Source organism: Actinomycetes bacterium (genome assembly GCA_022599915.1).
Taxonomy (GTDB): domain Bacteria; phylum Actinomycetota; class Actinomycetes; order S36-B12.
Map to the genome: position 1 here is coordinate 32,833 of JAHZLH010000044.1, position 23,960 is coordinate 56,792.

A 23,960-nucleotide genomic window follows, 5' to 3' on the forward strand; every position below is an offset into this window, starting at 1 on the left:
CTGCGGCACCATAGGAACATGAGCACTGCTGATATGACGCTGGTCCTTCTCCGACACGGTCAAAGCGATTGGAATGCCAAGAATCAGTTCACGGGTTGGGTGGATGTAGATCTGACTGAGACAGGTCGGGCGGAAGCGGAGCGGGGTGGCCAGTTACTAGCTGAGCAGGAACTACATCCTGATGTGCTGCATACCTCGTTGCTACGCCGAGCTATCCGAACTGCTGAAATCGCGCTCCACGCGGCAGATCGGCCGTGGATTCCGGTGCGGCGGCACTGGCGACTAAACGAGCGACACTATGGCGCGTTGCAGGGCAAGAACAAGGCGGAAACGCTTGAGCAGTTTGGGGAAGATCAGTTCATGGAGTGGCGCCGCTCCTACGACACACCGCCGCCGCCGATTGAGCCGGACGATCCCTGGGCGCAGACTGGTGATCCCCGCTATGCGCGACTTGCTCCGGAGGAACTGCCAGCGACCGAGTGCTTGGCCGATGTTGTGGATCGCATGTTGCCGTACTGGTACGACGCCATCATCCCTGACCTGCGCGATGGGCGAACTGTGCTGGTGACCGCCCACGGGAACTCGCTGCGAGCCATGGTGAAACACCTAGACAACATTTCCGATGCTGACATTGTGGGGCTGAACATCCCCACCGGCATTCCGCTGGTGTACCGGTTGGATGCCAACCTGCGCCCGACGGTCCCTGGCGGTGAGTACCTAGACCCGGCAGCTGCCGCGGAAGCGGCCGCAGCGGTTGCAGCGCAAGGAAGAAAATGACAGCTGCCGCTGACGGAGCCGTACTGGAGCAGCGGCTGGCAAATCTCCAACGAGAGTTGACTGGCTACTCCGGGCTGCTAGTTGCCTTTAGTGGCGGAGCTGACTCCGCTTTCCTGCTCGCAGCTGCCGTTCGAGCTAGCGGTGAAGTCCTAGCAGCTACCTCTACCAGTGAATCGCTTGCTTCCGGAGAGTGGGCGGCCGCGGCAAGGTTTGCGGCGGAGTTGGGTGTAGAACACGTCCAAGTGTCAACGCAGGAACTGGATCGTCCCGGCTACACCGCCAACGGTCCTGATCGGTGTTATCACTGCAAGTCGGAACTGCTGGATACGTTGCAAGAAATAGCCGCAGTGCGAGGTCTTGGAGCGGTCGCGACCGGCACCAACGCCGATGATCTCCAACAGCCGCACCGCCCGGGACTGTTGGCCGCTAGTCAGCGAGGTGTGGTGACCCCACTGGCGAACGCTTCCTTGACCAAAGCAAACATCCGGGCGGCTTCGCGAAAGTGGCAGCTCCCCACTTGGGACAAACCGCAGGCCGCCTGTCTGGCGAGTCGACTGGCCTATGGTGTGCCGGTCGATGCGAAACGCCTCGCGCGGGTAGACCAAGCCGAGATTGGCGTCCGTGCCGCGCTAGCTGCCGCTGATATTTTCTCGGAAAACGTACGGGTCCGAGATTTGGGTGACTCCGCCAGTATCGAACTGGATGCCGGAGCAGTTGCTGCCGCGACAGCGACTCCAGAGATCACGGCAGCGGCGCTGGCGGCGGGTTTCACCGCCGTCGTTGTCGATGCGCGCGGATTCCGCAGTGGTTCCCTTAATGAATCGTTGCTTCCCGGACAACGAGTGGCTTGGCAACCGGGAGGCTCGTCATGGGACCTTCCGGTGGTGGACTAGATTGTGACAGTGGCGCAGCAAGCGTCGCAGTAGTCAGGAGGTCCTCGTGCCCACCGGAAGCGTCAGGTTCTTCAATGCCGAAAAAGGTTTCGGCTTCATCAGCACCGACGATGACGAGGATGTTTTCGTCCACATCACCGCGATGCCAACGGGTACCACTGATGTGCGTCCTGGAACGAAGGTCGACTTCAGTGTGGCGGAAGGCCGCAAAGGCCGGCAGGCGCTCTCGGTGAAGATTCTGGACGCGCCAGCATCGGTCAGCAAGGCCAAGCGTCGTGCGCCGCAGGAGTTTGCTGGCATCGTGCAGGACGTCGCCAAGCAACTCGATGATGTGGCCGTGCAACTGGGCGGAAACGATTCCGATGCTGCTGGTCGATACCCGGATGACGCCACTGCCAAGCGATTGGCCACCATCCTGCGCCGAATCGCGGACGAACTAGACGTCTAGCCGACCCAGAAGCGCAGCGGGCGCTTTGGGGGCGCAGCCGCTGTAAGCGTTTACGAGCCGGTACTGGGCTCCAGGGTGACTAACCAGGCCCCTTTGGTGCCACTCGTACCGCCGGCAACTATCTGCAGATTGATGGTCTGCGGTGGTGTCGCGTAAGGGAGTCGGTAGTAATTCTCGTAAATCGGGGTAGTAGTGACCGGCTGGCCACTCACCCGGATTTGCCAGCCTGCCTCGGCAACGACTGGGTCAACGCTAATTCCAAAGGTGCTGCCTGGTTGGGTGGGCAAAGTCGGCAACCCGTCGCTTCGGGTACCGGCCAAGATGTCCTCTGCGCAAGTACGCGAATCCAATGGCTCGTCGTCAAAGGACCAGCACTGCGCGGGAACATATTTGCTGTCCGAGCCAGACCATACGGTGACCGCAGGTGGCGGCTTTTCGCAACTGGTGATCATTGCGCTGGCTACGGTAACTGCCGCGATGGCTCCGGTTGCCCTGGCCCAACCCATGCTGTCCTCCTGAGGTCCTAGTCAGGCTACCGGGCGGGCGCTAGTAGCCTGCGCACTGCCCGTGTTCAGGAGTGACCCAAATCCAACTCATCAATGGCGACTTCGTCTAACGCCGCTTGTGGCCGACCCGAGTGCACCACTCGGGGCACTGCCTCGGAGTGAGCACCGCAACCATGCTCAAAGGAGACTACTTGGCCGTCGGCGTTGGCGATCCGATTCGAGCAGACCCCGAAGGCCTGGCCGAGCGGACCGCCGATAGTAAGCAACCAACCGCAACTGCCACACTGGGCCGGCGCGGATCGGGACTCTGCGTTAGCGGGTCCCGCGCTGCTCTTGTACCAGCGTGTTGCTGCGCTCTCTCGACCGAAAGCCGAAAGCACCCGACGGCGTTGCAGAAATGGTTCCCAGTTCACCGGATGCAGTGGTCCGGGATCGAGTTCCGCGGCCAGGTCATCTTCGCCCGACCAGCCTGCTGCCAACCGGGGTTCGTCAGGATCGGTTGGCGCGACACTGCCTGGCGATAGATCTCCGGCTTGCAGCCGCTGAGACCACGGCACCCACTTCGGTGCCAGCAGTGCTTCATCGCCAGGGGACATGAACACTTCGTCGACAGTTACCTTCTTGGATCGGGGTGCGCGAGTTACCGTGACCCGCCACTCCCAACCGTGATAGCCCGACAGAGTACAACTGAACCGGTGGGCAACAAGTCGATCTTCTTGGGCTTCGATACCGAGGTGCACGGCAACGGCTTCCGGGCCGCCATCCTCAATCACCGCCGCCAGCGCCAAGTCAACTGCTGCAGCACAAATAGGGTCCGGGATGCCGACGTCGACCGCCGGCAGTTTTGTGGTCATGGCTCAGATTGTCTCAGGTCACGACAGACTGAGGAAAAGCTTCTCTAGGCGTTCCTGATCCATGGGGGGCTCGTCACCGACTGCCTCGGCAGCGGCACATTGCCGCATACCTTCGGTGACTATGCGAATGCCGGCACTGTCAATCGCCTTAGAGACTGCAGCGACTTGCACCAGAACGTCGCTGCAGTCGCGACCTTCCTCGATCATGTTGAGGATGCCGCGAATCTGACCCTGCGCCCGGTTCAACCGATTAGTGATTTCGGTGCGGCACTCGTCTTCGATGTTCATGATTATCGTTCTCGCTTCCGGCTAGCTGTTAGTTTTACCTATTTTTTTGGCAAAACCAAGACATGGCGGGCAATTTCGTCGTCCAGTTCGGCGCGACCGCTAGCTGTTGACAGCGTAATCCGGTCCTGCTGCCGTTGACACTCGACGAGAGCGCCAGCCTGCACGCCTGCTTGTTGAAAAGCCCCCATCGTCGCAGCAGTAGATTGCGCGGTCTCATCAATGCGTTGCACGACAGCGGGGCGGACTTCGTCGTCCGCCCACGAGGCCAAATCAGTGGTGCCTTCGGGAAGTTCCGCTGAACTGTCGGGAAGGTCCAACTCAGAAAGAGCAGGAATAGGATTTCCGAACGGAGATTTGGTGGGATTACCGAGAAGTTCCAGCATCCGGCGCTCGACTTCATCACTCATGACATGCTCCCAACGGCATGCTTCCTCGTGAACATGCTCTGGATCTAGCTTGAGTAGATCCATCAGCATGCATTCCGCGAGTCGATGCTTACGCATGACGCGAGCTGCTCGCTCGTGGCCGGCGTCGCTGAGTTCGATTCGGCGGTCGGCTGCGACCCGAAGCAAGCCGTCGCGCTCCATCCGGGCGACTGTCTGCGACACGGTAGGGCCGCTTTGGGAGAGTCGTTCCGCGATGCGGGCACGCAGCGGCGGCGTGCCTTCCTCCTCGAGTTCGTAGATGGTCCGCAGATACATCTCTGTGGTGTCGATCAGGTGGCTCATCGCGGGCGTGCCCGTGCCTTTCTGGCTGGTTCCGCTCTTATTGTGACGGTATTCGGCGGCCATGGGTAGTCCCGTCGCGCTCATCGTGCCCTCGGCGGCCCCCCGGCGTACGGTAGGCGCGTGAATAAAGTGGTGTGGTTTCGGCGGGATCTGCGGCTGGTAGACCATGGCGCCCTCGCGGCGGCTGCCGCCACGGCGGAACCAACAGTTCCGCTCTTCGTCATAGATCCGGCAATCTGGTCAACCGCCGGCCCCCGGCGCCGCAGCAGGTTGGCAGTGTCGCTCAAGTCCCTGGACGAAGGAATCCGCGATCTCGGTGGGTCAGGTCTAGTAGTGCGAACGGGCAACCCCCGGGTCGAAGTCCCTGCCGTGGCAACGGCAGCCGGGGCGACGACGGTATTTCACACCGCAGAAAGCACGCCCTATGGGACGGCCCGAGATGCAGCAGTGGGCGAAGAACTGACCGCGGCCGGTATTGGATTCGAACCAGCGGATACCCCCTTTTTGCACGCGCCCGGTGAGATTCGGACCGGGAGCGGTTCGGGCTACTCCGTATTTACTCCCTATTACCGATCGTGGTCGGCGAGGCCCACACCCTCCCCGATTGAGGTTCACCAGATGTCATTCGTGACTGATATGAGCGGCGATGCGTTGCCTGAGCCGGAAGTCGCCGTCGTCGGGGGAGAAGGCCTAGCGCTAGCCGAGTTGCGCGCTTTCATCGCCGATAGAATTACCTCCTACGGATCGCAGCGGAATCGTCCCGACTTGGCCGCAACTAGTCGGCTGGGTGCAGCGCTACATTTTGGCGAATTGCACCCACGGACTATCGTCGCGGCAGCGGGCGGTTCGGGGGAAGCTTTCGTCCGGCAACTATGTTGGCGGGACTTTTACGCGGATGTTTTGCACCGGTTGCCTCATGCGCGAGAAGAAAATATCGACCAGCGTTTCGATGTGGTGCCCTGGCAGCAGGGTCCAGCAGCCGATCAGATGTTCGAACTTTGGTCGGCCGGCAAGACAGGCTATCCCTTCGTAGATGCTGGTATGCGACAACTGGTGCAGACCGGCTGGATGCACAATCGAGTCCGGATGGTGGTGGCTTCTTTCCTCACTAAGGATCTGATCATCGATTGGCGACGAGGCGCCCGATTCTTTCTGCAGCATCTCGAGGACGGCGACGTTGCTAACAACGCGCTCGGCTGGCAATGGACCGCCGGCACTGGCACTGACGCTGCTCCTTACTTCCGGGTATTTAACCCAGTGCTACAGGGGTTGAAGTTCGATCCTGATGGCGACTATGTGCGGACTTTCGTTCCGGAACTAGCCCATCTTTCGGGCTCCGCCGCGCACGAGCCGTGGCGGTATCCGGATGGGTACTCCCACGGCTACTGCGAGCGCATGGTGGATCACGCACAGGCCCGAGAAGAGGCCTTGCACATTTACGAAGCCGTGAAAGGTGGTTCGGCTGCGAAGTAGCCACGGCTCGCCCCGTCGAGCTCCCGGCTACTGCAGGCGCCCGGTGGCACACTATGGCAATGGACACGCCGGCTCTGGAGTCGACAGCAACCGTTGCGGTGCTGTCCCAGAAGGGCGGGGTCGGCAAGACCACGGTGACGTTGGGACTCGTGGGTGCTGCCCAGCGCGCAGGCATGAAGACACTTGTTGTTGATTTGGACCCTCAAGCCAACGCAACCATGTGGCTCGGTCCAGGTGACATTCCACTATCCGCAAGCGATGTACTGGCAGATGGCCGCCGCGGGATCGCGGCAGAGGCGGTCTTGGCGACCTCATGGGGCTCAGATGTTGCGCTGATCGCAGCGGATCGCGCGCTCACCCATCGCAACGTTGTGGGTACTGCCCACAACGTACGCAGACTGCGCCGCAGTTTGAACGGTGCAGTGGGTGCATTCGATCTGGTGCTGGTGGATTGTCCACCTTCTATTGGTGAACTGACTCGCAATGGGCTCGTGGCGGCCGATGGTGCACTCATCGTTACCGAGGCAGGATTCTTCGCCCTCAACGGGGCGCAGGAAGCTTACGATTCCATCCGGGTAGTCGCTACGGCTCTCAATCCGGATCTGTCCCCGCTCGGCATCGTTGTCAATCGGGTTCGACCACTCAACCGGGAACAGTCTTTCCGGTTGAACGAACTGCGCGAGGTCTACCCGGACTTGGTTCTCGACCCAACCGTTCCGGAACGTTCGGCAGTTCAGCGCGCACAGGGCGCTGGCGTGCCGATTCAGCAGGGAGGTCGCGGAAGTAGAGAACTGACCAAGATCTTCGACCGCTTGCTGGCGCAAACCCTTAACCGTGTGGAAGAAAGTCGGCAAGGCGGCGCCGACTCGACCCCGGCCGCGACCGTCGGCCTAGGAGGAAAGTAGCCATGACCCAGCCCCGGCCAGCCTTACGACGCGCCCCGGATGCAGAAGTCCATCCCGCTTTGGTGATCCTGCCCGACGCTGGATCGGCCACAGTCGTACTGCCCGAACAGCAGTCGGCGCAGGGCGACCTAGCAGTGGAAAAGAAGAGCAAGACCAAATCGGACAAGCGCAAGAAGAGCAAAGCCAAGAAGGCCAAGTTGGACAAGGGCAAGTCCAATAAGAGCAAGAAAAGCAAAGCGGCGAAGGGCAACAAGCCCGACCGTTCCTCGAGTATCTCCGACCCTGCGACTAGTTCTAGCCCAGCCGGAACCGTGGGGAAGTTTCGTGGTGCTGGTCGCGCCACCTCAGACGTTTTAATCGGAGCGCCAGTGAAACGCTCCACCTTGAAGGCCCGAATTCCTGCGGAAATTCACTCGGAACTGCGGAGCGCTGCTGCGGGTTCGGGAGCGGACGTCGACGAACTAGTGACCGAAATCCTAGCCGGCTGGCTGGCCGCACCAGAGCGATGGTAGCCGAAGATCGGGGCGCTAGTTCCTCGGCAACATTGCGGGCCAGAGTCCAATACGAAACCGAAGGGCTACGTGAATCGGAGATCGCTGACACCCCGTTGGCGCAACTATCTCGATGGTTACAGCAAGCCGCTAGTGCAGGAGTTGCGGAACCCAACGCCATGAGTTTTGCTACCTGTGGGCCAGACGGGCCCCAGGTGCGGATTGTGCTCGCCAAAGATCTGCTCGGCAGTGGTATCACCTTCTTCACGAATCTGGAGTCCGCGAAAGCCCGAGACCTGGATGAAAGTCCCCGAGCCGCAGCGGTGTTCGCCTGGCTGCCACTGCATCGACAAGTACGGTTTCGGGGTCCAGTGGTAGAGCTGTCCCGAGCGGAAAGTGGCGCCTACTTCGCCACCAGGCCGCGAGGTTCGCAGATTGGTGCTTGGGCTTCACCGCAATCCCATCCGATTGCAACCCGGGAAGAACTGCTGGCGCAGGTGGCGGAGATCGAGCGACGATTTCCGGAAGAGAGCGAAATTCCGCTACCCGACCATTGGGGTGGCTACCGCATCCTTCCGATCGCCATGGAGTTCTGGCAGGGCCAGCCGTCCCGGCTGCACGATCGACTGCGTTTCGATGCCTGTGTCGACGACGCCCAGTTGGATGATCCGAGTGGCTGGACGCTCACTCGGTTGGCGCCATAATTCAACCCGGTGAGGTGCCGGGAACTAAGAGAATCGAGTACCGGTGTTCCGCTGCGCCGAGTAATCGGGTTGAATCAGAGGCGGAGCGAAAACAGCGAGAGCTGGGAGGACCTGCTCATGTCGGAGTTTGTGCCGGGACTAGAAGGCGTGATCGCCTTCGAGACGGAGATTGCCGAACCGGACAAGGATGGCGGCTCCCTGCGGTATCGCGGGGTGGACATCGAGGATCTGGTGGGGCGGGTCTCCTTTGCCAATGTCTGGGGGCTGTTGGTCGATAATGAGTTCAACCCAGGGCTGCCGCCTGCTGAGCCGTACCCAATCCCGATTCACTCGGGTGACGTTCGTGTAGACGTGCAGTCGGCCATCGCCATGCTGGCACCAGCTTGGGGGTTGCGACCGCTGTTGGATGTTGATGACAACACTGCACGGGAAAACCTCGCCCATGTCTCAGTGATGGCGATGTCATTCGTTGCTCAGTCGGCACGAGGAATTGGCGTGCCGATGGTGCCACAGGCGCAGATTGACACCGCTAGTTCCATCGTGGAACGCATGATGATTCGGTGGCGCGGTGAACCGGATCCCGCCCATGTGAAAGCCGTGGATGCCTATTTTGTCTCGGCGGCTGAACATGGGATGAATGCCTCCACTTTCACCGGTCGGGTGATCGCCTCCACCGGGGCAGATGTCGCTGCTGCGATCTCGGGAGCGATAGGAGCCATGTCTGGGCCGCTACACGGTGGTGCGCCTTCCCGAGTTCTGGGAATGATTGAAGCAATTGAACAATCCGGCGACCCCGACGGCTATGTAAGTGGTGTGTTGGATCGGGGCGAGCGGCTGATGGGATTCGGCCACCGGGTGTACCGGGCCGAGGATCCGCGTGCTCGAGTGCTGCGGCGAACGGCGCGGGAACTGGACGCGCCGCGATTCGAGGTAGCGGAAGCACTGGAAAAGGCGGCTCTTGCCGAGCTACGGGATCGTCGTCCTGATCGCGTGCTGGAGACCAACGTCGAGTTCTGGGCGGCGATCGTGTTGGACTTCGCGCAGGTTCCGCCGCACCTCTTTACCTCGATGTTTACCTGTGCTCGGCTGGCCGGTTGGAGCGCCCACATTCTGGAGCAAAAGAAGACCGGCCGACTCATCCGACCGTCAGCCCGGTACGTGGGTCCCCGCCCGCGTCGACCAGAACAGGTTCCCGGCTGGGACCCGGCGCTGGTCAACGAAACAGTCAGCTAGTCGCTCAGGGTGCCTGGTCCGTCACACGGCCATGAGCCGGTTGTGTCGGCTGGGGTGGGTTCGCCTACCGTAGAGGTCTGGCCCGACTTTGGGTTGATTCACCTGAGCTGAAGGGGGCGCCACCATGGCTGCTGCTGATGTCAACGTCGATATTCCCCAGGAATTGCTGCCCGCGGACGGTCGCTTCGGTGCGGGACCGTCGAAAGTGCGCGCGGAGCAAGTTGAAGCGCTGCAAGCTGCCGCCCCCGACCTGTTGGGAACCAGTCACCGGCAGAAGGCCGTGAAATCACAGGTCGGGCGCACCCGCGAGGGCCTCAAAGAACTGTACGGATTGCCGGATGATTACGAAGTGGTGTTGGGTAACGGCGGTTCCACAGCCTTCTGGGAGATCGCGGTGTTTGGTCTGATCAAGGATCGCTCCCAGTTCTGCTCGTTCGGTGAGTTTGGTTCCAAGTTTGCGAAGTCCGCGGCGGCGGCACCCTTTCTCGGTGAGGTGGATTTGCGAACCTCCGAGCCGGGTACGGCTCCGGAGTTCGAGCCGCAGCCGGGGATCGACGTCTATGCCACCCCGCACAATGAGACCTCCACGGGTGTGGCGATCACGCCAACTCGAGTAGCGCAAGAAGGGGCACTGACCTTGTTCGACGCCACCTCTGCCGCAGCAGGGCTGGCCGTTAGTGCCACGGATTTCGATGTCTACTACTTCGCGCCGCAGAAGGGCTTCGCCTCTGAGGGTGGCATGTGGTTCGCGCTGATGTCTCCGGCAGCGTTGGAGCGAGCGCGGGAAATCAAAGCATCTGACCGATATATTCCACCGTTCCTCGACCTAGTAACCGCCATGGACAACTCCGCAAAGGATCAGACCTACAACACGCCTTCGGTGTCGACGCTGTTCCTGATGGCAGAGCAACTGGACTGGTTCAACTCCCAGGGTGGATTGGACTGGTGCGTTGCACGAACTGCCGATAGCGCCGGTCGGCTCTATGGCTGGGCCGAGGCCAATCCGTTGACCTCGCCCTACGTTTCCGATCCGGCCTTGCGCTCCAACGTCGTGGGTACGATTGATTTTGCTGAATCTGTGGATGCGGCAGCCTTGGCTGCGACATTGCGTGCCAATGGCATTTTGGACACCGAGCCCTACCGCAAGTTGGGTCGAAATCAGCTACGAATTTCCATGTATCCCGCGGTGGAACCGGAGGATGTGACTGCCTTGACACAGTCCATCGACTACGTACTACAGCAGTGGGGCGCATGATTCTGCGGCATAAATGGCAGAGCTCTTCGTATTCGCACCCAACACGGCTTAGCCTGTGATGGTGAGTGACGTGAAGTTTGAGCCTAGGCACACCGCTGCCGAGCGGGTGCCGCCGGAAGTCCCGCACCATCCCAAGATCCTGACGGTGGGGGCTGCAGTAGCCCTGGCATCGCTGGGACTGATGTTGTTGTGGTTCTGGTCGGTCAACACTGGCCAGGGCGTGATCCTGACCGCCGAGCAGCAGCGCGCCGCCGAGACTCAGGCGAACCGAGACGCTGAGGCAGATGCAGCAGCAGCGGCGGATAAGACCGAAGCTGACTTGGACCGTGAAGCGGAAACCGAGGCTGGCGGCAAGGATAAGAAGAAGGACAAGAGCAAGAAAGGTGCGCCACCACCAGCTCCGGCCGCAAGCGAGACGGCGACCAACGAAGTGGTCTTGAGCAACTACGCCATTCTTTCGCAGCAGGGCGTGCTGGCTATCAGCGGGGATCTGCAAAACGTTTCCGGTGAAGAGCTCTACGGCACGCTGAAAGCGTACGTTTACCTGGATGGCGAGGCGATCGCCACGGCTACTGGTGACGTGAACGCGCTCGCGCCGGGCGCTACGGAGAACATCACGCTGCAAAGCGGCTCCGACTATGTGCCGGGCGAGAAGGTTGTGCTGCTGAAGTACAAACCGAGCAAGTAGCGAACCGCTACCGCGCAACTACGACGTTATGGGACCCCGATCAAGGCGCATACTCACGCTAATAGTGCTGGGGTTGCTGGTGCTGTTGATCTTTGCCGGCGCAGTGCTTCGCTAGTGGCCGCGACTGCGAAGTTTGATCAAGAGCACGCTTCGCAGAACTACCTCCGATCCAATCCGGTAGCCTGCCAGCGAGGAGGAGCACCATGGCTGAAGATGGCAACTGGCCGCAAGAGGTCACACCGCTCGACGTAGATGGCGTAGGTGCCATCGCTGTTGGCACGGTGCTCTGGCTGGTTGCGCTAGTAGTGCTGCTGTTCTTCCGCGAGGATCTCGTGGCCAGCGACAGTGAGTGGTGGATCTGGGTGGCCGCTGCCGGTTTCGGGCTGGGTCTTCCCGGCTTGTGGTACACCCGTCGACGCCGATCGGTCTACCAGACCGCCGCTGATCGGGCGGAATCCAACCAGTGAGCGCTGCCAATGTCTTGGCAATTGGCTGCCTGGCAGATCGATCAGTCTGGGTATCTGGTGCTGGCTCCGGTATTGGTCGGGAAATCGCCATCGTGCTCGCTGGATTGGGCGCCCAAGTTGTGTGCGTAGGTCGGCGGTTGGACCCGCTGGCCGAGACGGTAGCTCGCATTGAACAGGCTGGTGGGGTAGCTCTGGCGCAATCCACCGACGTTCGCGATGAAGAATCAGTTGCCAGTGCAATCACGGCGGCAATAGCGGAATTTGGCACGATCGATTCGATCGTCAACAACGCTGGTGGTCAGTTTTTGTCGCCTGCGGAAAGCATCACCGAGAAGGGATTTCGAGCCGTCACCCGGCTGAATCTGGATGCGGTGTGGCGGGTGACCACTCAGATCGCCAGCCGCTGCATGATTCCGGCTGGCTACGGCAAGGTGGTGTCCATCACGATGACCCCCCGCCGTGGCCTGCCCGGTATGGCGCACTCCTCTGCTGCTCGGGCTGGCGTGGAAAGTCTCACGGCTACCTGGGCCCAGGAATGGGCAAGATACGGCATTCGTACTGCGGCTGTTGCACCAGGAATTGTGCTCACCGAGGCCTGGCAAGAGAACTATGGCCTCGATCCAGATCAGGTAGGTGCAGTGATCCCGCTCGGTCGAATGCAGCGCCCAGATGAGGTCGCCGCACTGGTGGCATTCCTGATTTCACCGGCTGGTGACTACATCACCGGGCAAACGCTGGTGGCCGATGGCGGTTGGGATTTGGCCGGACCAGCCAGTGCAATGACCGGAAAGTAGCGGACGAGTTGGGGCGCAATCGTCACCCCAATTTGGCGCTGCTGCCCGCGGTAGGCGACAGTGGAGTGATGGAAGGCCCCAATCCCGCCCAACCGGCTACTGACAGGTACGCCTATCCACCATCGCCGCAACCAGGTCAGTCCCCCGGCGTCGCAGAAACTGGGCAGCCTACTGTCGCGGCTAGCGGATCTCCATTGTGGGCGCAGTTGGTGTTCTGGCTCAGCGTTGGTCTCATTGCCTTGGCATCGCTGGCGTTGATGGCAGATTGGACCGCTCGAAATATTGAGATGGTTCGGATGCTCAATGCGATCGAAGCCTCCGAGAATCAGATGAAGGTAGCGCAAGATGCCATCCTGTCTCAGGTCCCAGATGATCCGCGGGATGCCGATTTGGCAGATGACAAGCAGCTGAAGGCAGCTGCGGCGGCCGGTCGCGATGAGGTTGCTGCCGCCGGTGAAGCAGCCAGGGGGTTGTCTTTTTTCCCTTGGCACAGCGAACTGATCGCTGCCCAAGGAGCCTACTTAGCCCACAACCAGGCTTGGGTGGACTACTTGGCAGCAGGAGCGGCGGACCCACGCACCATGTTCGATGATCAGGATGATATCGAGCCCACCTGGCGGGAGGCAGAAGTGCGGGTTGAGGCGGCTGTGCCGCTGTTGCCTTGGCCACGGATCAACTACCGGGTCAATGAAATCTTCGCCAATGAAACTCCGGGCGGATCAGTCACCGCTGCCCCGCTGCCGGGTTTTGCACTGATGCGCAGCTAACCGGGTCGATCAGCTACCTGTGGGAGTCACGCCCAGACTCATCCCCGCTAGACCTCGCTTCTTTGCCGCCAACTGGTCGGCAATACCGATGATCGCTGCGCCCGCAGGTGAATCCGATGCAGCGGAGACGAGCGGTTTGCCGCCGTCGCCGCCTTCCCGCAGACGGATGTCAAAGGGGACCCGGCCGAGAAGTGGCACCTCGGTGCCCAGCGCCTGGCTGAGCGAGGATGCGACGGTGTCGCCGCCGCCGGCGCCGAACAGATCGGTCGGCTCACCACAGTGCGGACATGGGAAAGCACTCATGTTTTCGATGACGCCAGCTAGCTTCTGATGAGTCTGCTGCGCCAGCATGCCCGCCCGTACCGCGACTTCGGCCGCGGCCTGCTGTGGGGTCGTAACCACGAGCAACTCGGCGGTGGGCAGTAGTTGTGCCGTGGAGATGGCAACATCGCCAGTCCCGGGGGGTAGATCAAGGAGCAGCACATCTAAATCACCCCACCACACGTCAGTCAGGAACTGCTCAAGGGCTCGATGCAACATCGGACCGCGGAAAGCGACCGGTTCGGCCGTACCCCCGGGCTTGAACGGGAGCATGGAGATGGAGCGGACCCCATTGGCTTCGGGGGGAAGCAGCATGCCGTCTACGACAGTCGGGGGGCGATCGACGCCCAGCATCCCCGGGATGGAATGACCATAGATGTCGGCATCGAGTAGACCCACGGTCTGCCCTTTTGCAGCGAGTGCCACGGCGAGATTCACCGTGATCGAGGACTTGCCGACACCGCCCTTTCCAGAGGCCACCGCGAAAATCTTGGTGAGTGAGCCTGGTCGGTTGAAGGGGATTTCCTTCGTTGGGCCTCGAAGTTGCTCCCGCAGCGCAGTGCGTTGTTCATCGGACATGACGTCCAACTGCACGGCAACGTCGGCGACGCCGGGCACGGTCGAGACTGCTGCAGTGACTCTTTGAATTATTTCGGTCTTGAGTGGGCAGCCACTGACGGTTAGCAGCACGGTTACCTCGACTCGCCCACCGTCTATGTCAACGGAACCGACCATGCCCAAATCGGTGATCGGTCGGCGAATTTCGGGGTCATCTACGGTCGCCAAGGCGGACATGATCGCTTCGCGGTCAACAGCTGTCATAGGCCAAGGCTAAGCGGGGCCGGGTTAATGCGCTTGCGCCGGTCCCGGAAGAGCGATGGCGAGGTTCGCTATTCCGCAGTCTCGTCAGTGTTGGTTTCCTCGGCGACAAGTTCCCGAATCTCGTCTAGCACGCTGCGTAGTTCGCCACGAACATAGTCTCGAGTGGCGCTTTCACCCAACGCCATTCGTAGTGCGGCGACTTCGCGGACGAGGTACTCAGTGTCGGCTAGCAATCGCTCGCTGCGATCGCGATCCTCACTCCACTGGACTCGGTCACGATCATCCTGGCGGTTCTGTGCCAACAAAATCAGCGGTGCCGCGTAGGACGCCTGCAACGACAAGAGCAAGGTGAGAAAGATGAAGGGATAGGGGTCTGGGGCGGAGCCGGGAGATCGGGTGAGCACGATCACGACATTCAAGGCGATCCATACTGCGATGAATAGGGTCATCCAGATGATGAAGCGCCAGGTTCCTAGGAAGCGGGCGACTCGTTCGCTGAAACGACCTACTCGTTCGGGGTCATATTGCAGCCGTAGGCCCGGGCCGCGGTCCATGGGCTCATCAAGACGCCGCTCTGACTGTTTCTTTCGTAGTGGACGATCAACCATCTGTACTCACCCCCCGAGCGAATTCGGAATCCTCGTCGCGCCAGTCTTCGGGCAGCATGTGATCGACGAGGTCGTCGACCGTGACCGCCCCGAGCAGATGGTCACTGTCATCGACAACCGCCACGGCTACCAAGTTGTAGGTGGCGAAGTAGCGAGCCACTTGGCCTAGCGGAGTCTGCGGTCGAATGGGCTCCAGTTCGGAGTCGATGACACTTACGACTAGTTGTGACGGCGGTTCCCGCAGCAGCGCCTGAATATGCGCCGATCCGAGGAACTGTCCGGTGGGCGATTCCAACGGTGGGCGCACGACGTAGACCTGAGCCGCCAAGGACGGTGGCAGGGCGAAGTCGCGAACTCGAGCCAATGCATCGGCGATAGTGGCGTCGGGTCCCACGATCACCGGTTCCGTGGTCATGAGTCCGCCAGCGGAGTCCTCGTCATAGCGCAGCAACAGCCGGATGTCGTCCGCTTCCTCGTCTTCCATGCGCTGCAGCAGACTGGTGCGTTGGCTTAACGGCAGCTCCAAGACGAGGTCGGTGGCATCGTCTGGATCCATCTCCTCCAAGACGTCCGCGGCCCGCTCTAAGTCAAGACCGGACAAGATGCTGGCGGCGTTCTCCTCGTTGAGTTCCCCTAATACTTGCGCCAATCGGGTGTCCTCCAGTGAAGCTGCGACCTCTTGTCGGCGGTTGTCGGGCAGGTCTTGCAGCATGCTCGCCACATCAGGCGGTCGCAGTGCGTCCACGCTGGCCAATAGGGCCTCGGTTCCCTGCCCTTTGACGCCCCGATGTAGACCGGTGACCTCATCCCACCCGACGATGAACGACTGCCCTTTACGGCGGAAGCCACCGCCTTGTTTTACGTAGAACTTGGTGATGTCCCAGTCACGGGTAGGGCTCTTTTCGATAGCGACGTCCACAATGCTGGCTTTGCCGCCATCCTCGTGCAGTTTGACCGTGCGATCCAAGAGCTCACCGATCACCAGAGTCTCGGAGCGGCGTTTCTCGAATCGACGTAGGTTGACGAGGCCGGAGACTACGACCTGGTTCGCGGCGAAAGAACGCACCCGACCGATCGGTAGGAAGATGCGTCGACGAGGAGGTACTTCTACGAGCACCCCCAAGACTCGGGGCGGTCGCTGTTCGCTGAACAACGACACGACAAAGTCTCGCACCCGCCCCACCTGGTCTCCGTTGGGATCGAAAACTGGCACTCCGGACAGGCGCGCGACAAAGATTCGAGTCGTTGGGCCGCTCACGTTTGCAGGCTAGTGGGAAATCAGCCGAAAGTGGGCGTTCCGGGCAAGCCGACCGCTAGATCCCGTTCGCTCGGTCACTTCCGCGTAGAAAGCGATTACATAGGGGAGTGGACGCAGGTAGATCAGGGCAGCGGCAGGAATCGGCGCAGTTCGTCATGTTGGCGGTTGCCGTTATCGCGGTTTCGATGGCCGCCCCGATCGTGGTTGCCTGCGGCGCGCCAGCGCTCGCCATCGCGTTTTGGCGGTGCGCCCTCGGTTCAGCTGCCACATTTTCCTGGCTATTGCTGCGCCGGCGTTGGGATATGCGGCGAGTCCGGAGTCGTTGGCTACTGCTCGCCGGACTCGCGCTGGCGATTCACTTTGCCGCCTGGATTCCGTCACTGCGGTTAACTTCGGTGGCGGCGGCCACCGCCTTGGTTGCCACCGTGCCGATCTGGACGGCGCTCATCGCCCGAGTAGTGGGTCAACAGATTCGCTGGCAAGTCTGGCTCGGCATCGGTTGCGCGATGCTGGGTGTGCTGTTGCTGACCGGGGTAGATGCGTCTCGCGGTTCCGCGGCACTAGTCGGTGATGGTCTGGCCCTGCTGGGTGGGGTGGCAGCCGCCGGATACCTCTCGGCAGGTGCTCGAGTTCGGCGGCTGCTGCCAGCTGCGGAGTACAACGCCGCCGTCTATGGTTTGGCCGCGGGGGCGTTGTTGCTAATCTGCCTCGCGGTGGATGTGCCGCTGTTCGGCTATTCCATGCGTGATTGGCTGCTGATCGGGCTCATGACGTTATTGGCACAACTACTCGGGCATTCGCTGGTGAACGTTGTGCTGCGGCATTTGTCCGCAACGGTCGTGGGCCTTGCCCTATTGCTTGAGGTCCCCGGTGCGATCTTGGTGGCAGCGGTTTGGCTGGGTCAGTTGCCGCAGGCAACTATTATCCCTGCGATTGCCTGCATTTTGGTGGGATTGGCCGTAGTCATGCTGGGCGACGGGCGACGGCAACTGTCCGGTCGGCCAACGCCTAGCGCATGATCCGGGTTGGCCTAGTCGCGGACGACAACCTCCCACGCAGCCACGTGGCGGTTGGCGAGGAAGCCGCTTAGGCGTCCCATGATTTTGCTCAGGTAGTCACTCTCTTCGGAGGTGGCTTTCTCGGCAGCCTCAGACTCCCAAACGGTGACTGTTTGAGCTCGATTTCGATCTCGATCAATAAGCAAACTGGTGCTGATGTGCCCAGCCTGGCCCTCGATCATGGGCTGAATTTCGTCCTGAAAGATTTTCAAGGCTTCGTCTAGCCTTCCGGGAACAACATTCGCCGTGATGGTGCGTGCGTACATCGCGAGGTACCTCCTAGTGACGAGGCTAGAGGTTTCGCCACCTCGGTCGCTTCGCAACGCGCGATTTTCATGAAGTTGTCCGTTCTGTCCGAAAGCCAAGCCGCAATGACCGTTGCGGAATGGCACCAAGCCGCCAAAGCCGGTAGTTGACCGGGGCAACCGGGGGTGGTGCTCGGTGGCAACAGGTGCGACGGATACCGTGGAGTGCTGGCTGCGCCACTGCGAGCGCGCCGTTTCCCAGTAGGAATCCTCATCAAGGAGCATCCATGAGCGAAGAAACCACCGCCCAGTCGCTGCGTCCCCGCAGGTCGAACCTTGCTGTCCCGGGCTCTAGCCCGAAGATGCTCGAGAAGGCCAAGGGCCTGCCGGCAGATCAGATCTTCATGGATTTGGAGGACTCGGTCGCACCTATCGCTAAGGCTGACGCCCGCAAGAATGTGGTTGCCGCGCTCAACGAAGGTGGCTACGAAGACAAGGTGCGCGTGGTGCGAGTCAATGACCTCACAACGCAATGGACCTACCAAGACGTGACCGAGATTGTCGAGAATGCTGGCAACAATCTGGATTGCATCATGTTGCCCAAGGTTCAGACAGCTGCCCAGGTGCAGTGGCTAGACATGACTCTGACCCAAATCGAGAAGACCATGGGCTTTGAGTTGGGGCGTATCGGGGTTGAAGCTCAGATCGAGAATGCCTTGGGCTTGGTGAACGTGGATGACATCGCCCAGGCATCCCCCCGGGTCGAGACCATCATCTTTGGGCCCGCTGACTTCATGGCCAGTATCAACATGAAGTCTCTGGTGGTGGGCGAGCAGCCGCCTGGTTACACCGAGGGCGATGCTTACCACTACATCCTGTCGCGCATCCTCATGGCCGCTCGTGCCTATGACAAGCAGGCGATCGACGGCCCCTACCTGCAAATCAAAGATGTTGATGGCTATCGCCGGGTGGCGGAGCGCAGTGCTGCGCTGGGCTTTGATGGCAAGTGGGTGCTCCACCCCGGCCAGGTCGAAGCAGCCAACGAGGTCTACAGCCCGCGCCAGGAAGATTACGATCACGCTGAACTGATCTTGGATGCCTACTCCTACTACACCTCAGCGGAGGGTGGTGCCCGCGGCGCAGTGATGCTTGGCGACGAGATGATCGATGAAGCAAGCCGCAAGATGGCGCTGGTGATTGCTGGCAAAGGTCGGGCCGCTGGGATGCAGCGCACCAAGACCTTCACCCCACCGGAGAGCTGAGCAAGTCGCTGGGGCAGATCGTGTGCGGACGTTACGCGGCGAGCCGAGATAAGGCTGCTCTGATTGAGGAATTCGAGGTCGAACGTTCGACGGAGCGGGAGCTACCAACGGATTACAACGTGGCCCCGACCAAGGATGTCTACATCGTTGCTGACCGAACTCCGGCTGACGAGGACAAACCGACACGAGAACTAGCGATCGCTCGCTGGGGACTGGTGCCCAGTTGGGCCAAGGATGTCGCCATCGGATCGCGGATGATCAATGCTCGGGCTGAGACGCTCACGGAGAAGCCGTCATATCGACGGGCGGTGAGTCGCCGACGGTGTCTGGTTCCTGCTGATGGCTACTACGAGTGGTACTCACCGACCGAGCCGGATGCTCCGGTGGGCAAGAGCGGCAAACCCCGCAAGCAGCCTTATTACATCCACCCAGCCGATGGCGGGGTCTTGGCCATGGCAGGGTTGTACGAGTTCTGGCGGAACCCAGAGTTGCCCGACGACGATCCAACGGCCTGGCTGCGCACCACCACCATCATCACCACCGCCGCCACTGATGAACTGGGCCGGATTCATGATCGAATGCCACTGATGGTTCCCGCGGCGGCTTGGAACGATTGGTTGAACCCCGACATGACCGATGGCGGTGAGGCGGTAGCTTCGCTGGGAGAAGTGCCGCTGGGTCGGTTGCGCAGTGATGCGGTGAGCACCGCGGTAAACAGCGTGCGCAATACCGGACCGGAACTGACCGAACCCATCCCGGCAGAGTGATCCGTCGCCAGCGGTGAGTGGTGCGATGGTGATGGCCTGAAGGAGCAGAGTATGAATCGAGTAGTCATCATCACTGGCGGAGCGTCTGGAATCGGTGCCGGTCTAGTTCGTTCGCATGCCGCGGACGGCGATATTGTGCTCGCCGCAGACATAGACGTTGCTGGCCTAGCCACAGTGGGCCAGTTACCCGGGGTTGAAGCTGTCGAACTCGACGTACGCGACGCTAGGGCAGTGCAAGTTGTCGTGGACGAGGCTGTACGAAAGCATGGCCGGTTGGACGTGATCTATAACAATGCTGGTATCGGCATAGGCGGTCGCACCGAGGATTTCGCGTTAGCTCACTGGGATCGCGCAATCGATGTCAACCTGCGTGGGGTGGTGCATGGGGTGCATGCGGCGCTGCCGCATCTACTTCGGCAAGGGCACGGCCAGGTAGTGAATACTGCCTCGCTGGCCGGACTACTGCCAGCTCCGGGGCTAGCGCCCTACGCGGCCACGAAGCACGCAGTGGTGGGTCTGACACTCGCGCTCAATGTGGAGTACGCCGAGCGCGGGGTGGTCTTTACTGCGGTATGTCCAGGATTTACTGATACCCCCATTCTCGATAAGTACAGCCCGGCTGACCTGCCATCCGTACCGCGGCCGGTAAATCCTCGCCGGATTGCTGAGGCAACTCCGGGCGGGATCTATCCACTGGAGAAGTTGATCGTCGACATCCGAACCGGGGTGGCGGCCAAAGAAGCCATCATCGTGTCGCCGGCTACGGCGAGGCGAGCTTGGCGACTATATCGGTGGGCACCGGGTCGTATCCTGCGCATATTCCAGCGGCAGGCGGGTCGAGCGCAACAGAAGTTGCGGGGTCGGTAGCGAACTGGCTCGCTTAGCGGGAGGATGGCGGGGTGCCCACTCCTGACGACCAAGAAGAGATTGAAACAACGGTTGGCATTGCTCGAGTGAGTTTCTTCCGGGTTCCCACTGGTGTGCCCCGTGCGCTGGTCGTGCTCGGTCACGGTGCCGGCTCGGGGATCGGCAGCTGGGACTTACAGGACCTGGCAGGTAAGCTGCCGGCGAGTGGGATTGAAGTCGCCCTGTTCGAACAACCCTGGGTGGTGGCCGGGAAGAAAGTTGCCCCCGCACAGTCTCGGGTTGACGCCGCATTCCGCGAAGGTGTGACGTCGCTACGGCGCTCGGGGGAAGCGCTACGGCGACTCATCGTGGGTGGTCGTAGTTCTGGCGGTCGTATTGCCTGCCGCACCGCAGCAGACATCGAGGCTGATGGGGTGCTCTGTTTGGCCTTTCCACTACATCCACCTGGCAAACCAACACCTGATCGATCGGACGAGTTGGCTAAGGTTGCCCAGCAACTCCCGGTGACCGTGGTGCAAGGGGCTCGGGATCCGTTTGGGTCGGCCACCGAGTTGGCTCAGTCGCTCCAGACGGCCGATTCCCCGGCGCTGACTGTCGCTATCCCGTGGGCTGACCACAGCCTCAAGGTGAAGAAAAAGGCCCCCGTCACTCAGGAAGAAGTTGGATTGGTGCTGGCGCGGGCTGCAAGGCATGCCGCTGTCGGGCGGCAACAGCGACGAGGCCTCTTTTCGGCCTAGTGCGGTCGATCAAGACCTCACGCTGGTGTTGGGTCCGGAATATCTGCGCTTGCGGCACTGTTACGAGAGGTGTGAAGACGTCCACGATTCTCGGGAATGCGTCAGCCACCCATGCTGCCGTGCGGTTGGGGCCTTGCCCAGCGCCCGCGATGCAAAGAGGCACCGGACCGAAAGGGTCCGTAGTGTGGGGGTCGAGTACTGGGAATGGAGATCCTTTGCCAGCAGATAGTGAGACTCAGAGCGATTCGGCGTCGGAGCCGGAGCGGCGCGGACCTGCCGGCGAGACGGCTGAGGAGCGCAAAGCGCGGTTTGAGCGAGATGCTTTGCCATTTCTCGACCCGCTCTACGGAGCAGCGCTGCGAATGACGCGCAACCCGGCTGATGCGGAAGATCTCGTGCAGGAAACCTTTGTGAAGGCCTACCGAGCTTTCGGCAGTTATCGGGACGGCACCAACCTCAAAGCCTGGTTGTTCCGGATCCTGACGAATCAGTACATCAACATCTATCGACAGAAACAGCGTCGTCCGCAGTCGGTGGGGGGCGGCGACGTCGAAGACTGGCAAGTGCCCTCCAATCACACCCCGACGGAAGGGCTGCGGGGTGCGGAGGAAGAGGCAATGGCACGCCTTACCGATTCCGACATCATCGACGCGATGCTCGCGCTGCCGGAGGATTTCCGATTGGCGGTATATCTGGCCGACGTCGAGGGCTTTGCCTACAAGGAAATCGCAGAGATCATGGACACTCCCGTCGGCACTGTAATGTCTCGCCTACATCGCGGCCGCAGGCAGTTGCGAGAACTGTTGGGTGAGTACGCGGCTGATCGGGGTTTGGTGGCTACGTCAACGGAGGTGGACACATGAGTTGCGCTGACGATGCCGACTGCGCCGAAGTGCTTGATGCTGTTTACGAGTACCTGCACGCTGAGATAGATGCCGGCCGGGCCGAGCAGATCCGATCGCATCTCGACGATTGCTCGTCCTGCCTGCGACAGTTTGGCCTCGAAAAGTCAGTACAAGAACTGATTGCGCGTTCTTGCGGCTGCACGGATGCGCCAGAGTCGTTGCGCCGTCGCATCTTGCAGCAAATCACGGAAATCCGGGTCACCGGAACCTCGATGACGGCACCAGGGCAGTATTACGCCGAAACAACCGTGGAAGTGAATCGGCGGATTGTCGACCCGGAACGCTAGTCGGGGAGTGGGCTGACCTCACCCGGCCAGCCCACGATTTCGATGGATCAGGCGTTGGGACGCTTGCCGCCGTTGGCCTTGTTCTTCTTGCGGGAACGGCGCTTACGGGCTCGTTTGCTCATGTTTCTCCCAAAAATATCTGCGGTAGGACTCAGGTATACCCCCCAAGTATGCGATACATAGTGAGGGAGGACTTCCTGCGGTCGCGAATTGCCGCGGGAAGCCCGGCGGTGAGATCGTATCAGCGAGCCCACCCAGCAGACACGAGAAGAGAAAGGGTTCGACGTGACGCAGCCCGCGGCTGACCTGCCGCCAGTAGCAGGAGACCCGCCTCCGGCGCCGTCACCGGCGCCGGCAGCACCGGCGGCACCGGCAGCGGAGCCACCTGCGGCAGCACCAGCTCCCGCAGAGTTACCGCCGGAGTGGCAGAAAAAGCCAGATCAATCAGACCCTAATCGAGCCCCCATCTCGGTGTTGCCGTTCCTGCGAGCCCTGGTTGAGTCCGGCGGCTCAGATCTGCATTGCAAGGTTGGCTCGCCACCACGGATTCGGGTAGATGGCCGATTGCGTCGACTAGAAGCCGATGTGCTCAATGCTAAGGACACCCAGCACATGGTTCATGAGGTGTTGCGAAGCGATCTGGTTGCCTCGTTCGATAACACCAATGAAGCTGACTTCGCCTATGCGATGGAGGGCGTTGGTCGGTTCCGCGTGAACGCGTTCCGGCAGCGAGGCACCGCGGGGCTGGTCTTTCGAGCGGTGTCTGAGGGCGCGATTCCCCTGACGGCTCTGGATCTGCCCGAGGCAGTAGCGCCGTTGGCCCTCGAACCCCGAGGCCTAGTGCTGGTGACGGGTCCGACCGGTTCGGGTAAGACCACCACCTTGTCGGGCATGGTCGACTACATCAACCAGAATCGGGAAGTACATATCGTCACCATCGAGGACCCGATCGAGGTTGTGCATGAGGACAAGGTCGCGATGGTGAATCAGCGCGAGGTCCACGTAGATACCGAAGATTTCTCCACCGCCATGCGAGCGGCGATGCGGCAAGACCCCGACGTGATTTTGGTCGGTGAGATGCGTGATCAAGAGACAGTGCGGGCTGCGATTTCGGCTGCTGAGACTGGTCACTTCGTGATGTCGACGCTCCACACGGTGGATGCGGAAGAGACCATCACCCGCATCATCGATTTCTTCCCACCCCACGAGCAAACGCAGGTTCGGCTCAGCCTGTCTGGTGCCCTGCGCGGGATTTTATGTCAGCGGCTAGTGCCCAAATCTGCGGGCAGTGGGCGAGCGGTCGCCATGGAGATCTGCGTGAATACCGGGCGAGTGGCTGAGGCGATCGCTGACTCCGACAAGACCTCCACCATTGGTCAACTGGTGGCCGAAGGCGGCTACTACGGTATGCAGACCTTCGATCAGCACCTCACCCGGCTGTTTTCCGATGGGCACATCACCTTGGACTCGGCGCTGGCGTCGTCGACCAACCCCCACGACCTCATTGTGGAGTTGCGCCGGCTCGGCCTGGTGCAGTGACGCGGGCGGGCCG

Annotated in this window: 29 protein-coding genes; 21 read left to right on the plus strand and 8 right to left on the minus strand. The window is 61.0% G+C overall.

Annotation, left to right across the window (positions count from 1 at the left end):
- Positions 1 to 18 precede the first annotated feature (18 nt).
- The 3 genes from K0U62_07220 to K0U62_07230 are packed head-to-tail and all read left to right on the plus strand — an operon-like array spanning position 19 to position 2,118.
- Positions 19 to 777, plus strand: a complete 759-nt coding sequence (locus K0U62_07220) for a phosphoglyceromutase (protein MCH9801303.1) — start codon at positions 19 to 21, stop codon at positions 775 to 777.
- Positions 774 to 1,670: an ATP-dependent sacrificial sulfur transferase LarE gene (gene larE / locus K0U62_07225; GenBank protein ID MCH9801304.1), complete on the plus strand. Its 897-nt coding sequence runs from the start codon at positions 774 to 776 to the stop codon at positions 1,668 to 1,670. Before K0U62_07220 ends, larE begins: the two co-directional genes overlap by 4 nt.
- A gap of 46 nt (positions 1,671 to 1,716) precedes the next feature.
- Positions 1,717 to 2,118, plus strand: coding sequence for a cold-shock protein (locus K0U62_07230; GenBank protein MCH9801305.1), 402 nt, complete (start codon positions 1,717 to 1,719; stop codon positions 2,116 to 2,118).
- A 50-nt stretch (positions 2,119 to 2,168) separates the two neighbouring features.
- Here the strand turns inward: K0U62_07230 and K0U62_07235 are convergent, their stop codons facing one another.
- From K0U62_07235 to K0U62_07250, 4 genes are all read right to left on the minus strand, one after another.
- Complete coding sequence (locus tag K0U62_07235; GenBank protein MCH9801306.1) at positions 2,169 to 2,624, minus strand: hypothetical protein; 456 nt, start codon at positions 2,622 to 2,624, stop codon at positions 2,169 to 2,171.
- Positions 2,625 to 2,689: 65 nt separating this feature from the next.
- Positions 2,690 to 3,478: a DUF3027 domain-containing protein gene (locus tag K0U62_07240; GenBank protein MCH9801307.1), complete on the minus strand. Its 789-nt coding sequence runs from the start codon at positions 3,476 to 3,478 to the stop codon at positions 2,690 to 2,692.
- Positions 3,479 to 3,496: 18 nt separating this feature from the next.
- Entirely contained in the window at positions 3,497 to 3,766 is a 270-nt protein-coding gene (locus tag K0U62_07245; GenBank protein ID MCH9801308.1) for a metal-sensitive transcriptional regulator, read from the minus strand.
- A gap of 38 nt (positions 3,767 to 3,804) precedes the next feature.
- Positions 3,805 to 4,494: a MarR family transcriptional regulator gene (locus tag K0U62_07250; protein ID MCH9801309.1), complete on the minus strand. Its 690-nt coding sequence runs from the start codon at positions 4,492 to 4,494 to the stop codon at positions 3,805 to 3,807.
- A gap of 120 nt (positions 4,495 to 4,614) precedes the next feature.
- On the opposite strand from K0U62_07250, the gene K0U62_07255 reads away from it, so the two are divergent.
- The 10 genes from K0U62_07255 to K0U62_07300 all read left to right on the plus strand — a co-directional run bounded on the left by K0U62_07255 (position 4,615) and on the right by K0U62_07300 (position 13,271).
- Positions 4,615 to 5,967, plus strand: coding sequence for a DNA photolyase family protein (locus K0U62_07255; protein MCH9801310.1), 1,353 nt, complete (start codon positions 4,615 to 4,617; stop codon positions 5,965 to 5,967).
- Positions 5,968 to 6,026: 59 nt separating this feature from the next.
- Positions 6,027 to 6,872, plus strand: a complete 846-nt coding sequence (locus K0U62_07260) for a ParA family protein (GenBank protein ID MCH9801311.1) — start codon at positions 6,027 to 6,029, stop codon at positions 6,870 to 6,872.
- 2 nt (positions 6,873 to 6,874) lie between these two features.
- Positions 6,875 to 7,384 (plus strand): hypothetical protein, encoded by a 510-nt coding sequence (locus K0U62_07265; protein MCH9801312.1) that lies wholly within the window; start codon positions 6,875 to 6,877, stop codon positions 7,382 to 7,384.
- A complete protein-coding gene (pdxH, locus tag K0U62_07270) occupies positions 7,378 to 8,067 on the plus strand; it encodes a pyridoxamine 5'-phosphate oxidase (protein ID MCH9801313.1) in 690 nt (229 codons plus the stop codon). The genes K0U62_07265 and pdxH overlap by 7 nt, the downstream gene beginning before the upstream one ends.
- A 117-nt stretch (positions 8,068 to 8,184) precedes the next feature.
- Positions 8,185 to 9,300 (plus strand): citrate synthase 2, encoded by a 1,116-nt coding sequence (locus K0U62_07275; protein ID MCH9801314.1) that lies wholly within the window; start codon positions 8,185 to 8,187, stop codon positions 9,298 to 9,300.
- Positions 9,301 to 9,424: 124 nt separating this feature from the next.
- A complete protein-coding gene (gene serC, locus K0U62_07280) occupies positions 9,425 to 10,555 on the plus strand; it encodes a phosphoserine transaminase (GenBank protein ID MCH9801315.1) in 1,131 nt (376 codons plus the stop codon).
- A gap of 61 nt (positions 10,556 to 10,616) precedes the next feature.
- A complete protein-coding gene (locus tag K0U62_07285; GenBank protein ID MCH9801316.1) occupies positions 10,617 to 11,243 on the plus strand; it encodes a hypothetical protein in 627 nt (208 codons plus the stop codon).
- Between the two features lie 203 nt (positions 11,244 to 11,446).
- Positions 11,447 to 11,710, plus strand: coding sequence for a DUF2530 domain-containing protein (locus K0U62_07290; GenBank protein MCH9801317.1), 264 nt, complete (start codon positions 11,447 to 11,449; stop codon positions 11,708 to 11,710).
- Between the two features lie 14 nt (positions 11,711 to 11,724).
- A complete protein-coding gene (locus K0U62_07295) occupies positions 11,725 to 12,504 on the plus strand; it encodes an SDR family oxidoreductase (protein MCH9801318.1) in 780 nt (259 codons plus the stop codon).
- Positions 12,505 to 12,572: 68 nt separating this feature from the next.
- Positions 12,573 to 13,271, plus strand: coding sequence for a hypothetical protein (locus tag K0U62_07300; protein MCH9801319.1), 699 nt, complete (start codon positions 12,573 to 12,575; stop codon positions 13,269 to 13,271).
- A gap of 9 nt (positions 13,272 to 13,280) precedes the next feature.
- On the opposite strand, the gene K0U62_07305 is transcribed toward K0U62_07300, so the two are convergent.
- From K0U62_07305 to K0U62_07315, 3 genes are all read right to left on the minus strand, one after another.
- Positions 13,281 to 14,414, minus strand: a complete 1,134-nt coding sequence (locus tag K0U62_07305; GenBank protein MCH9801320.1) for an Mrp/NBP35 family ATP-binding protein — start codon at positions 14,412 to 14,414, stop codon at positions 13,281 to 13,283.
- Between the two features lie 68 nt (positions 14,415 to 14,482).
- The gene (locus tag K0U62_07310; protein ID MCH9801321.1) at positions 14,483 to 15,022 is read right to left on the minus strand and encodes a DUF1003 domain-containing protein; all 540 of its coding nucleotides are present in this window, start codon (positions 15,020 to 15,022) and stop codon (positions 14,483 to 14,485) included.
- Positions 15,015 to 16,280: a CBS domain-containing protein gene (locus K0U62_07315; protein ID MCH9801322.1), complete on the minus strand. Its 1,266-nt coding sequence runs from the start codon at positions 16,278 to 16,280 to the stop codon at positions 15,015 to 15,017. The genes K0U62_07310 and K0U62_07315 overlap by 8 nt, the downstream gene beginning before the upstream one ends.
- 107 nt (positions 16,281 to 16,387) lie before the next feature.
- On the opposite strand from K0U62_07315, the gene K0U62_07320 reads away from it, so the two are divergent.
- The gene (locus K0U62_07320) at positions 16,388 to 17,299 is read left to right on the plus strand and encodes a DMT family transporter (GenBank protein ID MCH9801323.1); all 912 of its coding nucleotides are present in this window, start codon (positions 16,388 to 16,390) and stop codon (positions 17,297 to 17,299) included.
- A gap of 11 nt (positions 17,300 to 17,310) precedes the next feature.
- Here K0U62_07320 and K0U62_07325 read toward each other — a convergent pair whose 3' ends face one another.
- Positions 17,311 to 17,868, minus strand: coding sequence for an antibiotic biosynthesis monooxygenase (locus K0U62_07325; protein MCH9801324.1), 558 nt, complete (start codon positions 17,866 to 17,868; stop codon positions 17,311 to 17,313).
- Positions 17,869 to 17,870: 2 nt separating this feature from the next.
- On the opposite strand from K0U62_07325, the gene K0U62_07330 reads away from it, so the two are divergent.
- From K0U62_07330 to K0U62_07360, 7 genes are all read left to right on the plus strand, one after another.
- Entirely contained in the window at positions 17,871 to 18,845 is a 975-nt protein-coding gene (locus tag K0U62_07330) for a CoA ester lyase (GenBank protein MCH9801325.1), read from the plus strand.
- A gap of 20 nt (positions 18,846 to 18,865) precedes the next feature.
- Positions 18,866 to 19,612, plus strand: coding sequence for an SOS response-associated peptidase (locus K0U62_07335; GenBank protein MCH9801326.1), 747 nt, complete (start codon positions 18,866 to 18,868; stop codon positions 19,610 to 19,612).
- A 51-nt stretch (positions 19,613 to 19,663) separates the two neighbouring features.
- Positions 19,664 to 20,479 carry an SDR family oxidoreductase gene (locus tag K0U62_07340; GenBank protein ID MCH9801327.1) on the plus strand — a complete coding sequence of 272 codons (816 nt, stop codon included), beginning with the start codon at positions 19,664 to 19,666 and terminating at the stop codon, positions 20,477 to 20,479.
- Between the two features lie 32 nt (positions 20,480 to 20,511).
- On the plus strand, positions 20,512 to 21,216 hold the full coding sequence (locus K0U62_07345) for a hydrolase (protein MCH9801328.1): 705 nt from the start codon (positions 20,512 to 20,514) through the stop codon (positions 21,214 to 21,216).
- 149 nt (positions 21,217 to 21,365) lie between these two features.
- Positions 21,366 to 22,079, plus strand: coding sequence for a sigma-70 family RNA polymerase sigma factor (locus K0U62_07350; protein ID MCH9801329.1), 714 nt, complete (start codon positions 21,366 to 21,368; stop codon positions 22,077 to 22,079).
- Positions 22,076 to 22,408, plus strand: coding sequence for a mycothiol system anti-sigma-R factor (gene rsrA / locus K0U62_07355; GenBank protein ID MCH9801330.1), 333 nt, complete (start codon positions 22,076 to 22,078; stop codon positions 22,406 to 22,408). Before K0U62_07350 ends, rsrA begins: the two co-directional genes overlap by 4 nt.
- Before the next feature lie 465 nt (positions 22,409 to 22,873).
- Positions 22,874 to 23,947, plus strand: a complete 1,074-nt coding sequence (locus K0U62_07360) for a PilT/PilU family type 4a pilus ATPase (protein ID MCH9801331.1) — start codon at positions 22,874 to 22,876, stop codon at positions 23,945 to 23,947.
- The last annotated feature ends 13 nt before the right edge of the window (positions 23,948 to 23,960 follow it).

What these genes read in the sequence shown, in the direction of transcription:
- serC (MCH9801315.1), top strand. Translation starts at nt 9,425, where the DNA reads ATGGCTGCTGCTGATGTCAACGTCGATATTCCCCAGGAATTGCTGCCC.
- K0U62_07275 (MCH9801314.1), top strand. Translation starts at nt 8,185, where the DNA reads ATGTCGGAGTTTGTGCCGGGACTAGAAGGCGTGATCGCCTTCGAGACG.
- K0U62_07240 (MCH9801307.1), bottom strand. Translation starts at nt 3,478, where the DNA reads ATGACCACAAAACTGCCGGCGGTCGACGTCGGCATCCCGGACCCTATT.
- K0U62_07265 (MCH9801312.1), top strand. Translation starts at nt 6,875, where the DNA reads ATGACCCAGCCCCGGCCAGCCTTACGACGCGCCCCGGATGCAGAAGTC.
- K0U62_07260 (MCH9801311.1), top strand. Translation starts at nt 6,027, where the DNA reads ATGGACACGCCGGCTCTGGAGTCGACAGCAACCGTTGCGGTGCTGTCC.
- K0U62_07330 (MCH9801325.1), top strand. Translation starts at nt 17,871, where the DNA reads ATGAGCGAAGAAACCACCGCCCAGTCGCTGCGTCCCCGCAGGTCGAAC.
- K0U62_07310 (MCH9801321.1), bottom strand. Translation starts at nt 15,022, where the DNA reads ATGGTTGATCGTCCACTACGAAAGAAACAGTCAGAGCGGCGTCTTGAT.
- K0U62_07325 (MCH9801324.1), bottom strand. Translation starts at nt 17,868, where the DNA reads ATGCTCCTTGATGAGGATTCCTACTGGGAAACGGCGCGCTCGCAGTGG.
- K0U62_07220 (MCH9801303.1), top strand. Translation starts at nt 19, where the DNA reads ATGAGCACTGCTGATATGACGCTGGTCCTTCTCCGACACGGTCAAAGC.
- K0U62_07250 (MCH9801309.1), bottom strand. Translation starts at nt 4,494, where the DNA reads ATGAGCCACCTGATCGACACCACAGAGATGTATCTGCGGACCATCTAC.
- pdxH (MCH9801313.1), top strand. Translation starts at nt 7,378, where the DNA reads ATGGTAGCCGAAGATCGGGGCGCTAGTTCCTCGGCAACATTGCGGGCC.
- K0U62_07245 (MCH9801308.1), bottom strand. Translation starts at nt 3,766, where the DNA reads ATGAACATCGAAGACGAGTGCCGCACCGAAATCACTAATCGGTTGAAC.
- K0U62_07290 (MCH9801317.1), top strand. Translation starts at nt 11,447, where the DNA reads ATGGCTGAAGATGGCAACTGGCCGCAAGAGGTCACACCGCTCGACGTA.
- K0U62_07350 (MCH9801329.1), top strand. Translation starts at nt 21,366, where the DNA reads ATGCAAAGAGGCACCGGACCGAAAGGGTCCGTAGTGTGGGGGTCGAGT.
- K0U62_07300 (MCH9801319.1), top strand. Translation starts at nt 12,573, where the DNA reads ATGGAAGGCCCCAATCCCGCCCAACCGGCTACTGACAGGTACGCCTAT.
- rsrA (MCH9801330.1), top strand. Translation starts at nt 22,076, where the DNA reads ATGAGTTGCGCTGACGATGCCGACTGCGCCGAAGTGCTTGATGCTGTT.
- larE (MCH9801304.1), top strand. Translation starts at nt 774, where the DNA reads ATGACAGCTGCCGCTGACGGAGCCGTACTGGAGCAGCGGCTGGCAAAT.
- K0U62_07235 (MCH9801306.1), bottom strand. Translation starts at nt 2,624, where the DNA reads ATGGGTTGGGCCAGGGCAACCGGAGCCATCGCGGCAGTTACCGTAGCC.
- K0U62_07340 (MCH9801327.1), top strand. Translation starts at nt 19,664, where the DNA reads ATGAATCGAGTAGTCATCATCACTGGCGGAGCGTCTGGAATCGGTGCC.
- K0U62_07305 (MCH9801320.1), bottom strand. Translation starts at nt 14,414, where the DNA reads ATGACAGCTGTTGACCGCGAAGCGATCATGTCCGCCTTGGCGACCGTA.